Raw genomic sequence first — 11864 nt, forward strand, 5'->3', positions numbered from 1 at the left:
AAAAAGTTACGGAAAAGAAGCCCAAGCTAATTCAATTTTCAGCAAAAAAGGCGTATGATAGATAAAAAGCATAAGCAAGCATAAAGCATTAGTTAAAAGAAAGAGGAAGTTAAGCGTGACTGCCAAGAAATTAGAGAACAACAGTAACCACGCGGTTATTGCTGAAGAGGTCAAGATCCTGACTGACTTGCTTGACGAAAGCACCCGCCACCTGGTTGGCGACGAAGAATTCGCCAAGATCAAGGGCCTGGTCAAAATCGCTGCCAGCAACGACCACAGCCAACTGGAAAGCCAGATTGCCTGCTTGAGCAATCAAGAAATGATCGTTGTTGCCCGCTACTTCGCGACCCTGCCGCTTTTGATCAACATTTCAGAAGACGTCGACCTGGCCAGTGAAGTCAACCTGCTCAACAACACGGACAAGGACTACCTGGGCAAGCTGGAATCAACGGTTGACCTGGTGGCAAGCAAGGACAATGCCGCTGAAATTCTGAGCCATGTCAACGTCGTTCCTGTTTTGACCGCCCACCCGACCCAGGTGCAGCGCAAGACCATTCTGGAACTTACCAATAAGATCCATGATCTGCTCCGCCGCTACCGGGACGTCAAGGCCGGCACCATCAACCGGGAAGAATGGACTGGGGAACTGCGCCGCTACATTGAAATCATTATGCAGACGGACATCATCCGGGAAAAGAAGCTGAAGGTCTCAAACGAAATCAAGAACGTCATGGTCTACTACCCTGACTCCTTGATTCCGGCCATCACCAAGCTCACTGCCCGCTACAAGGAACTGGCCCGGGAAAAGGGCCTCAACGTTGCCGGGGCAACGCCGATCACCATGGGCATGTGGATCGGCGGGGACCGGGACGGCAACCCTTATGTAACGGCTGAAACCCTCCGCTTGAGCGCGACGATTCAAAGTGAAGTTATTTTTGAATACTACATCAAGGCCCTCAATGACCTCTACCGGACGGTAGCTGTCTCAACTTCTTACGTGCAGCCGACGCCGGAAGTTGCGGAACTGGCCAAATTGTCCGCCGACAACTCCCCATTCAGAGAAAATGAACCTTACCGCCGGGCCTTCTACTACCTGGAAAGCCGCCTGGCCCACACTGAAATGGAACTTTTGGACGTCTTCTCTAAGGAAGCCGTAGTTAAGAAAGAAGCTGCTTTAAAGGCCCCAGTCTACAAGGATGCCTACGAATTCAAGGAAGATCTGGAAGCCATTAAACGGTCATTGATCCAAAACCATGACCGGGCAGTCACTGGCGGCCACTTTGACGACCTGCTGGAAGCCATCGATGTCTTTGGCTTCCACCTGGCCACGATCGACATGCGGCAAGACTCCAGCGTCAATGAAGCCTGCGTGGCAGAACTCTTAAAGAGCGCCCGGATCTGTGACAACTACAGCGACTTGAGCGAAGAAGAAAAGATTCAGATCCTGCTCAGCGAATTAAACAATGACCCGCGCAGCCTCCACTCATCCAACTCACCGAAGTCAGAGCTTTTGCAAAAGGAACTGAAGATCTACCACACCGCCCGGATTCTCAAGGACACTTTGGGCGAGAACGTGATCAAGCAGCACATTATTTCCCATACCGAAAGCATCTCCGACATGCTGGAACAAGCCATCATGCTGAAGGAATACGGCCTGCTTGATTCTGAAAAGGCCCGGGTGCAAGTCGTGCCTTTGTTTGAAACGGTGGAAGACCTGCAGAACTCCCGGGAAATCATAAAGCGCTACCTCAGCTTCGACATCGTTAAGCGCTGGGTTGCTTCCAAGGGCAACTACCAGGAAATTATGCTGGGCTACTCCGACTCCAACAAGGACGGCGGCTACCTGGCTTCCTGCTGGAGCCTGTACAAGGCCCAGAAGGAACTGACGGCCATCGGCGAAGAACGCGGCATCAAGATCACCTTCATGCACGGCCGGGGCGGTACGGTTGGCCGGGGCGGCGGCCCATCATATGAAGCCATCACCTCCCAGCCATTCGGCTCTATCAAGGACCGGATCCGGACCACTGAACAAGGGGAAATCATCCAGAACAAGTACGGCAACAAGGACGCTGCCTACTACAACCTGGAAATGCTGGTTTCCGCCGCGGTTGACCGGATGGTCTCCAAGCAAGCCGTCAGCCAGGACCACATCCAGGACTTCACGGCTTCAATGGACGGCATCGTTGCTGACAGCAACCGGGTTTACCGGGAACTTGTTTTTGACAACCCGCACTTCCACGACTACTTCTTCCAGGCGACGCCGATTAAGGAAGTCTCCAGCTTGAATATCGGCTCCCGGCCGGCAGCCAGAAAGAAGATTACTGAACTGTCCGGCTTGCGGGCTATTCCTTGGGTCTTCTCCTGGTCACAGAGCCGGGTCATGTTCCCAGGCTGGTACGGGGTTGGTTCAGCCTTCAAGCACTTCATCGATGCTGATCCTAACAATTTGAAGGAATTGCAGGAAATGTACCAGGGCTGGCCATTCTTCCACTCCCTGCTTTCCAACGTTGACATGGTTTTGTCCAAGTCCAACATGGAAATCGCTGAAAAGTACGCTGGGCTCTGTGAAGACGAAGCTACCCGGTCAGTCTTTGACATCATCAAGAAGGAATGGGAACTGACCAAGGAAGTCATCTTGCAGATCGAAGGCCACAGCAAACTTTTGGAAGACAACCCGTCTTTGGAAAGCAGCTTGGACTACCGCCTACCTTACTTCAACGTCTTGAACTACGTCCAGCTGGAAATGATCAAGCGGGGCCGGCAAGAAAAGCTCAGCGGCATCTCCGAATCGATCATCCACATCACCATCAACGGGGTCGCTTCAGGCCTGCGTAATTCGGGCTAATCGCCACGGGTTTACACTTTAATAAGAAGCAAAAAAGCATGTTTTTTCAAACATGCTTTTTCTTCTTGCTTTTGCTTCGTGTTGTTTTAGTTTTTGATTCGGATTTTATTTCAAAATTGTTTTACTTAATCAGCCGCCTTGATTGAAGCGATGATTTCTTCAACCAGGTCAGGGTCATCCTTGAGGCCGGTCGTTTCCAAAACGACTTCCTTGACCGGTTCATCCTTGAGCATCTGTTGCAGCTTTTGGCTTTCAGCGTCTGCTGGCTCGTCAAAGTGGTAGATCTTGCCAACCGTTTCCAAGAGGGCGCTGTAGTCCAAGCCCCGGGCCTTCAGTTCTCTGATCGGCCGGATGAAGCGTTCATTGTAGCCCAGCTTGCGGATTGGCGTCCGGCCTACCCGGGCGATGTCGTCGGAAATGTAAGGGTTCTTGAAGCGGTTGATGACTTGGGCGTGGTATTCTTCCAGTTCTTCCTTAGTGAAGTCCCACTTGGCCAAAAGGAGGGAACGGGTTTCAGCCAATACGCGGGTTACCTGGTCAACGACCCGGTCATCCTTAACGGCTTCCCCAATCGTTTCATAGCCCAGAGCCTTGCCAGTGTAAGCAACAGTGGCGTGACCGGTGTTGACCGAGAACAGCTTTCTTTCAATGTATGGTTCAAGGTCCGGAGCGTAGTGAACGCCTTCCAAGCGAATCTTCGGATTCTTCATCTGGCTTTCGTCGATGACCCACTCCTTGAAGTCTTCAACTGAAACGAAGAGCGGGTCTTCATTGTGCTGAATTGGCACGATCCGGTCAACAGCGGCGTTCGGGAAGCCAACATACTTGTCAACTTCAGCCTTGTCTTCGTCGCTCAAGTGCTTGTAAACTTCTTCCTTCAAGAACTGGGAACCGCCGATCATGTTTTCACAGGCAATGACATCCAAAGGTTCGTGATTTTCCTTGACTCTCGCGCTCAAGCCTTGGGCGATCAGAGGAGCAATGATCTTCAATACCTTGGGGCCGATAGCCGTGGTGACCATGTTGGTCGTCTTGATGGCTTCGACAACCTTTTCAGGGTTTTTGGCGTTGTTGATCCCGGTCACGTTGCTGATGTGAATCTTCTTTTGCCCCGGGGCGGCCAGTTGAATATCGTATTCACCCCGCTCGACCAAGGCATCAATGATCGTTTCGTTAACGTCGACAAAATCAATTCCAAAACCGTTGGCTGCCAAAGTTTCGCCAATAAAGCCGCGGCCAATATTACCTGCACCAAAGTGTACTGCTCTCATTTTTATTTTTCTCCTACTTTGTCTAACAAACCGATAATTTCTTCTGGCGTTTGCGCGTCGGCTAATTTTGCTACGTTGGCAACGTCGCTGCAGAACAGGGCAATCTGGGACAAGAGCGCTAAGTGCTCATTGCCCAAGCCCGCGATTCCGAAGACGACAGTCACCAGCTTCTCCTGCTGGTCATCGGGTTCGCTGAAGTCGACCCCCATCGGGATCTGGACGACCGAAATTCCAGTTTTCTTGATATACTTCTTGCCTTCATCAGTGCCATGCGGAATGGCGATGAAGTTGCCCATGTAGGTTGACACGTCCGCGTTCCGGGCGAGCATGGCATCAATATATTCCGGCTCTACGCAGCCGTGGTCCACCAGAAGCTGCCCAGCCATGCGGATTGCCTCCTCACTGGTGGCAACATTTTGGTTCAACTTGATCATATCTTTTTCCAGTTTCATGCTTCTGCTCTCCTTACTTCAGCTTGTCAATCAGACCGCTGACTTCGCCGGCCTTGAGCAAGTCGTCAACCGTGATGACTTGAATCTGGTCATAGCGAATAGCCAGGTTCTTGCCAGCCATTGGCGTAACGATGACCAAGTGGCTTGGATCATTGTCCAGTTCATTGATTCTTACGGCCTTGACCGGAGTTTCCTTGCCGGCCTTCTGCATCTGGTCCTTGAACAGGCTTGAAGCCATCGTTACCGTACCCAGGTGCTGGTCGTGCCGGATGAAGTCGACTTCCTTGACCTTGCTGAAGTCGATAGCTGCCAAGCCGTCGCTCTTAGCGGCTGCTTTTTCATTCTTCTTGACCTGGTCTGCTTCTGGCAGGGTTTCACCGGCTGCCTTCAAGCGGGCAACGACCTGGTCGTATTTTGGCGTGCTGAGGAAGTTGCCGACTGATACGTGAAGCGCGTTTGGCGTCTTTTCCTTAGCCCGTTCTGCCAATTCTTCTTGGGTGATAACCAGCAGGCCCGGTTCATCCTTCAAGTTGCGGACAGCAGTGTTAGTAACTGGCAGCTTCAAGCCCGCCTTCTTCACCTTGTCTCTCAAAAGCGATGCCCCCATAGCGGATGAACCCATGCCGGCGTCGCAGGCAAAGATGATTCTTTGTACGTCCTTGTAGCTTTCAACCGTTTCAACAGCTGAAGCACCGTTTTCTTCTTCAGTCAAGCCCTTGGATTCTGCCTTCATGGCTGCCATTTGTCCTTGAGCAGCAGCCAGGTCACCATCGTCACTCTTGTCCATCTTGTAGATGACTGCAGCTACGATAAAGGAAACGGCAGCTGAGCCGAGAACACCGACAATGTTGCCGAAGTAAGCATCCTTAGCTGAAACCAGCAAGATGGCGATAATTGAGCCAGGACTGGCAGCAGCAGTCAAGCCACCGCCCAAGACGCTGAAAAGGAAGGTCCCGGTAATCCCACCGGCCATGGCGGCCAAGATCAAGATTGGCTTCATCAGAACGTACGGGAAGTAAATTTCGTGCACCCCACCGAGGAAGTGAACGACAATGGCACCCGGAGCAGAGCTCTTGGCTGAACCCTTGCCAAAAATTGAGCAGGCCAGCAGGATCCCCAGACCAGGGCCAGGGTTTGATTCCATCAAGAAGAGGACTGACTTGCCAACCTTGGCAGCTTGCTGAATCCCCAAAGGAACCAGGACACCGTTGCCGATCGCGTTGTTCAAGAACAAGACCTTAGCTGGTTCAATAACCAGGTTGGCCAGTGGCAGCAGGTGGTGAGCGATGATCCAGTCAACCCCGTTGGCGATCCAAATCGTGGATACAACCAAAATAGGCCCGATCAAGAAGTAGCTGATCGCTACGAAGATCATCCCCATGATCCCCTGGGAGAAGTTGTTGTAGATCATTTCAAAGCCGGCCTTGACCTTGCTTTGGAAGGCCTGGTCAAACTTCTTAAGGCACCAAGCGCTGAGCGGCCCCATGATCATGGCCCCCAGGAACATTGGAATCCCCGTAGCCTTGTTGGCAGCGTATGGGTAAAGAGCCGGATAAACGATGCCTTGCGCTACCGGGTTGGCCCAAGGGAAGGCCAGGACGATGGTCCCGACAACGGAGATGGCACCAACTACGCCCCCTCTTTCCTCATAAACGCTCTTGCCGCCCGTGTAGGCGATCAAGATTGGAATCATGAAGTACAGCATCGAGCTGGTAAAGCTGTTGATGTACTTGTTCGGGAACCAGCCATTTGGCGACATGAAAATCGCGGTCATGAAGCCCCAGGCAATAATCGCGCCAATGTTTGGCATGATCATGCCTGACAGGAAGGTCCCGAATTTTTGGATCTTTGCCTTAGCTGAGCTCTTGCTCTGAGTTTCAGACATTACTTTTCCTCCTAAACACTAAAAACTACTAAAAACAATAAAACTTACTCTACTTAACTTTTACTTACATTTTTATCTTATTATCAATTGTTTCCGCTTTCAACGGAAAGAAAACAGAACTCTGGCACTGAAAACGGTGCCAGAGTTCCATTTGTGATTTTTGCATTATCGTTGGCCGCGAGCCTGGTTCAACTGCTGGGTCACTTGCCCCAAATACTGCTGGGCAATGCCAGCCGCGATTTCCGGGCAGTTGCCTTCTTCAAATAAGCGAAGCGTCTGATCGCTCATAACCAAAAAGCTGCTGATCATTCCCAGGATATTGGCGCTGGCTTCTGGCAAATCCTCTGGTGCCAAAAGCAGCAGCTGCCGCTTGACCATGATCTGGCTTTGATCCATCGCCACCATAGAAATTGGCTCTGCCAGCTCATAAATGGCAAAGAAGCATTTTTTGACAGCCGGCGTCCTTGTGTGCAAGAGGGCCAGATGACTGCCGGGCAGGCCCAAAGGGGCCAGGTCCAGCCGTGACTTCAGCCGGCGGGTAACTTCCAGCCGGTCTTTAACATACTCGCTTGGCACGGCGTTGACAATGGCGGCCAGAACGTCTTCCATATCCATCCCCTGGCTGGCCAGCGGCTGCAAGGTCATCTCCCGCAAGAGCTGCTGGCAAAATGAACTTTCCTGGGCCAGCTTGGTCAGCATGGCTGACGGATTTTTGAAGCGGCGCGGCTGTTCGACTTCGTTTTTTTCCGGATATTTGGCTACGTAGGCAGCCACCTCGCTTTTAACCCGGTCCAGTTCCCCGCCTAAAAGCAAGGGACTGACCAGGTGGTACTCACGGGGAAAGCCAGGCAAATCTAAAGTAGAAAAGATGATGTCATAGTCTTCCAGTTTTAATTGAGCCAGGCCAGAAGCCCGGGCGGTCTTGACCTGCTTGATTTCCGGAAGCTCTTTTTGCAGGCGGGTCGCCAGGATGGCTGACGTTCCCAAGCCGTTGTCACAAATCACCAGAGCCGACAGGTTGCGGCGTGGTTGCCGGTTGCCATATTCATTAGCAAAATACAAAAGCAGCAGCTGCAGCTCCGCGACATTTAGTTCCTCTGAAAAGTCCAGCTTCCAAGCAGCTGTGATTGCTTCGTAGAGCTTTGGAAAGTGCATGGTCAGCTGGCTTAAGGTCTCAATCCGCACGTTAGGCAGCCGCTTGACCTGATGCTGGAGCAAACCGGAAATGTGTTTTTGCAGCCGGCGGGCAAAGGCCGGGTTCTTGCTAAAGTCAAAATGTACCTGGTCAGAAACATCTTGAATAAATTGGCCAACCCGCAAATTGACAAAGACCTCCTGGTCGTCATTGGCAAAAGGCACCCGTTGGTCAGCATAAGCTTGCAGCTGGTTGGCCAAAAAGGCCACTTCATTTTGTGTCAATGTGACTTCTTCATCATCCAGCTTGGCGAAAATTTGGTAAACATAGCTTTGGTATTTCAAAGAATCTGGCTTAGCCGCCGTGTTTTCCACGCTTTTGCCCTGCCGCTGGCGGTCCAGGCTGATGGTAAACAGAAGGATCATTTCAATCAACTGGTAGTCGGTTTCAAAATTGAAAGACGGCAGCAGACCTTTGACAGCCTGCCAACATTTCTGTAAGTCCTTTTTGGGTAAAAGATCGATGAAAAAATTGCCTGACTTTTCCTGGCCCGGCTTATTGAGGTAGGCAAAAAAGACATAGTCATTGCTTTCACTGAGCAAAATACTGTTAAGAATTCTCCTCCGCTGGCTTTCCTTGCCGCTGATCTGGACCCCCAGACCCTTTGTCCGCTTGAGCAGCACTTGATACTTGGCCAAGGACCCATCTACCGCGTCCAAGTCGGTTTGAACGGTAGCTTCGCTAACACCCAATTGACCAGCCAAGGCAATGATTTTTTCCGGTTCGTCTTTCAATAAAAGCATGGCGGCCAGAGCATTACCCCGGTCTTCAGCCTTCATCTCTCCTTGACTCTGGCTTTCTTGCACTTCAGCGCGCAGGTCGGCAATCGCCTCAGTCGGTCCGGTCAGCTGCAGATAGCCCTTCTTGTTGGTCAAGGTCAAGTCTGATTTAGCCAGTTCCGGCCTCAGCAAGCCAAATTCCCGGTAGAGGGTCCGCCGGCTGGTCGCCAGCCTTTTTTCCACTTCCGCCAAACTGATGCCGTCTTCGTTTTCCAGCAAAATCTGCAAAATCCTTTTCTGCCGGTCGGTCACAATCATTGCTCTGCCTCCTCTGTCAAAATCACGCCACTATTGTAGCAAAAGTAAATTACTTTTGCTAAAGAATAATAATTACTTGCTTTTTTCAATAAAAATAGACAGACGCCTGGGCGCCTGTCTGTTTTGCTTATTTGCCTGTTACTAAAAATTATTCAACCGTGACGCTCTTAGCCAGGTTACGTGGCTTGTCAACGTCCAGGCCCTTGTTCTTGGAAGCGTAGTAAGCCAAAAGCTGAGTCGGCACTACTGACAGCAAAGCTGACAGGTAGTAGTCGATTTCCGGCAAAACGATGTTGTCGCCTTCCTTGGCAAATTGCTTGCCAACAATAGTGATCACGTTGGCCCCGCGGGAAGCTACTTCCTGAATGTTGCCCCGGGTGAGGTCAGCCGTTACCGGGTCGTTGATCAAGGCAATAACTGGCGTGCCGTCTTCGATCAAGGAAATCGTCCCGTGCTTCAGTTCAGCAGCGGCGAAGCCTTCAGTTTGAATGTAGGAAACTTCCTTCAGCTTCAAGGCCCCTTCCAAGGCAACGGCGTGGTCAATCCCCCGGCCGATGTAGAAGGCGTTTCTTGATGGTACCAGGTACTTCTTGGCCAGTTCTTCGATCTTTTCCTTGCCGTCAACGATTTCCTGGATGCCTTCAGCAGCCAGGCTCAAGCCTTGCTTCAAGTTCCAGTCCTTGGCATCCTGGTCGCCCAGCTTTTCACCAACAGCCTTGGCCAAAATTGCCTGCAGGGCAACTTGGGCAGTGTAAGCCTTGGTTGAAGCAACGGCAATTTCCGGACCAGCATTCAAAAGCATGGTGTAAGTTGCTTCTCTTGACAAGGTTGACCCTTCAACGTTGGTCATGGTCAAGCTTGGAATCCCCCGCTTGTTGGCTTCAGTCAAGACCACGCGGGAGTCTGCAGTTTCACCAGATTGGGTCAGGAAGATGAAGAATGGGTGCTTGGACATCATTGGGAAGTGGTAGCCAGCTTCTGAAGCATAGCCAACTTCAGTTGGGATGCCCGTAAACTTCTCAAAGATCTGCTGGCCAACCAGACCTGCATGGTAGGAAGTACCAGCCGCGAAGATGTAGATCCGGTCAGCTTGGCTGACAGCGTCGACGATCTTTTCGTCAACAACTGGCTTGCCTGCTTCATCCAGGTAGTCAGTTGACAAACGGCGCATTACAGCTGGCTGTTCATCAATTTCCTTGAGCATGTAGAATTCGTAAGTGCCCTTAGAAGCGGCATTCGGGTCGATGTCCAAAACGTGGGCTTCTCTTTCAACCTTGTTGCCGTCGTAGTCTTGGATTTCGATTGAGTCCTTGGTTACGTCAGCACAGTCGCCGTCGTTCAAGGCGATAAAGGTCTTGGTTTGGTCCAGAACGGAAATCGCGTCTGACGCGATAATGTTGAAGCCATCGCCCAGGCCCAGCATCATCGGGCTCTTGTTCTTAGCAATGTAAATGTGGTCTGGCTTGGTGTTGTCTACCAGCAAGAAGGCGTATGAACCCTTGACCAGCTTCAAAGCCTTCTTGAAGGCGGTAAAAGCATCCAGATTGTCTTCCTTGGCAAACTTAGCTACCAATTGCACGATAACTTCAGTGTCGGTTTCAGACTTGAAGTGAACGCCTTCCAGGTACTTTTCCTTCAGTTCCAGGTAGTTTTCAATAACGCCGTTGTGGACCAGGTAGAAGCGGCCGTCTTCTGAGTAATGCGGGTGGGCGTTTTCTACTGTCGGATGGCCGTGGGTTGCCCAGCGGGTGTGGCCGATCCCGGTCGTCCCTTCTTCTTCTGGCGTCAGCTTCTCTTCCAGATTGGCGATCCGGCCGACTGCCTTGGTCAAGTATTCATGCCCTTGTAAATCATTGAGGTAGATACCGGCTGAGTCGTAGCCGCGGTATTCCAAGTTCTTCAAACCGTTCAAAACAACTTCTCTAGCTGGCTTGCCAACTACACCGACAATTCCGCACATATGTCTTCTCCTTTGGTCTAGTTCAATTTAAGTGATTGGACTAATTTGTATTTTTGCGCTTGCAATAGGAATCATAGCTGTTTTTTTGGCCCGGGTCAAGTCTTTACTCTCAAATTGGTATAATTGTAAGCGGTAAATTGGCCAGCTTAACTTTTTCTTTGCAAAAAGGTCTAAAAAAAGCCCCCATCTTGCCAGATGGAGGCTTAAAATCAATCTTCTTTCTTGTCTTCTTCCTCGTTGCTCTCCGCGCTGACCGGGATTGGCCGGTGCTCAATCGGAGTTGAGAAGGCGATTTCGGTCTTGGTGCGGCCGAATTTCTGCAGCTCGTTGACTAAGTGGTCCAGTTCTTCTGGCCGCCGGTAGGCCGCCTGGATCAGCATGGAGTAGTCCCCCGTCACGCAGTCGCACTGGATGACGTTTGGGATCTTCTCGATGAAGGGATAGAACTCGCTCTTGTCTTCCGGCTTGACTTCCAGATTGATGAAGGCCTTGACCACGTAACCCATGGACGAGTAGTCGATGTCAGCGTAGTAGTGCTTGATAAGGTCGTTGGCTTCCATCCGTCTGATGCGGTTGGCTACGGCCGGAGAAGACATGAAATTGGCTTCCGCGATATCCTTGACGGAAATGCGGGCGTTCTTTTCCAACATTTGTAAAATGCGTCGGTCGGTTTTATCGATTTTGTATTCAACCATTTCGTTCTCCCACCTATTCAACAGCTGCACTGGTTATTTTAATCGTTTTATTAAAAATATTATATTCCTACAAGAACTCAGCGCAAGGCTTTTTCTGAAAAAAGACTTATAGCTTGCATCCCGCCCTTAAGCAAAGAAGCTGACAATCAAGGTGAAGATCGGCAGTCCCCCTTGCATCAAAAGGATCTTCGGCTGACTGGTCACGGCCCCGTAGGCCGCTACCAGGATCATGTAAGCCAAGAGCAGCTGCAGGACAAGCTTGCTCAAGGCAAAGGCAGCAATCAAGGTCAAGACTGCCAACAAGCCGTTGTAAATCCCCTGGTTCTTAAAAAGGACGTTCAAAGCCGGACGGCGCAGTTCCTCTTGGCTGATCTGAAAGACTTCCGCGGTTTTCTTGGAAGTCGTTGCAAAAGTTTCCAAATACATGATGTAGAAGAACTCTGCCGCCACCAGGCAGGCTAAAATTTGCAAAGCTATTTTCATTGTTAACTCCTCACTTTGTCAAATCAACATAAGCTGATAGT

8 protein-coding genes are annotated in these 11864 nt (G+C 50.9%); 1 reads left to right on the top strand and 7 read right to left on the bottom strand.

Going from position 1 to position 11864, the window contains the following annotated elements:
• Nucleotides 1–115 precede the first annotated feature (115 nt).
• A complete protein-coding gene (gene ppc / locus ACYVUV_RS08350) occupies nt 116–2845 on the top strand; it encodes a phosphoenolpyruvate carboxylase (RefSeq protein ID WP_484499256.1) in 2730 nt (909 codons plus the stop codon).
• Between the two features lie 125 nt (nt 2846–2970).
• On the opposite strand, the gene ACYVUV_RS08355 is transcribed toward ppc, so the two are convergent.
• The 7 genes from ACYVUV_RS08355 to ACYVUV_RS08385 all read right to left on the bottom strand — a co-directional run bounded on the left by ACYVUV_RS08355 (nt 2971) and on the right by ACYVUV_RS08385 (nt 11823).
• On the bottom strand, nt 2971–4116 hold the full coding sequence (locus ACYVUV_RS08355; protein ID WP_439776219.1) for a mannitol-1-phosphate 5-dehydrogenase: 1146 nt from the start codon (nt 4114–4116) through the stop codon (nt 2971–2973).
• Nucleotides 4117–4118: 2 nt separating this feature from the next.
• The gene (locus ACYVUV_RS08360) at nt 4119–4568 is read right to left on the bottom strand and encodes a PTS mannitol transporter subunit IIA (protein WP_439776218.1); all 450 of its coding nucleotides are present in this window, start codon (nt 4566–4568) and stop codon (nt 4119–4121) included.
• Nucleotides 4569–4581: 13 nt separating this feature from the next.
• Nucleotides 4582–6453, bottom strand: a complete 1872-nt coding sequence (locus ACYVUV_RS08365; RefSeq protein ID WP_439776217.1) for a PTS mannitol transporter subunit IIBC — start codon at nt 6451–6453, stop codon at nt 4582–4584.
• A gap of 165 nt (nt 6454–6618) precedes the next feature.
• Nucleotides 6619–8685: a BglG family transcription antiterminator gene (locus tag ACYVUV_RS08370; protein ID WP_484499257.1), complete on the bottom strand. Its 2067-nt coding sequence runs from the start codon at nt 8683–8685 to the stop codon at nt 6619–6621.
• A gap of 148 nt (nt 8686–8833) precedes the next feature.
• A complete protein-coding gene (gene glmS, locus ACYVUV_RS08375) occupies nt 8834–10645 on the bottom strand; it encodes a glutamine--fructose-6-phosphate transaminase (isomerizing) (RefSeq protein ID WP_439775697.1) in 1812 nt (603 codons plus the stop codon).
• A gap of 209 nt (nt 10646–10854) precedes the next feature.
• Complete coding sequence (locus ACYVUV_RS08380; RefSeq protein ID WP_439775698.1) at nt 10855–11340, bottom strand: Lrp/AsnC family transcriptional regulator; 486 nt, start codon at nt 11338–11340, stop codon at nt 10855–10857.
• A gap of 126 nt (nt 11341–11466) precedes the next feature.
• Nucleotides 11467–11823 carry a DUF1304 domain-containing protein gene (locus ACYVUV_RS08385; RefSeq protein ID WP_439775699.1) on the bottom strand — a complete coding sequence of 119 codons (357 nt, stop codon included), beginning with the start codon at nt 11821–11823 and terminating at the stop codon, nt 11467–11469.
• Between the last annotated feature and the right edge of the window lie 41 nt (nt 11824–11864).

It is taken from the genome of Lactobacillus sp. WILCCON 0149 (genome assembly GCF_057197965.1).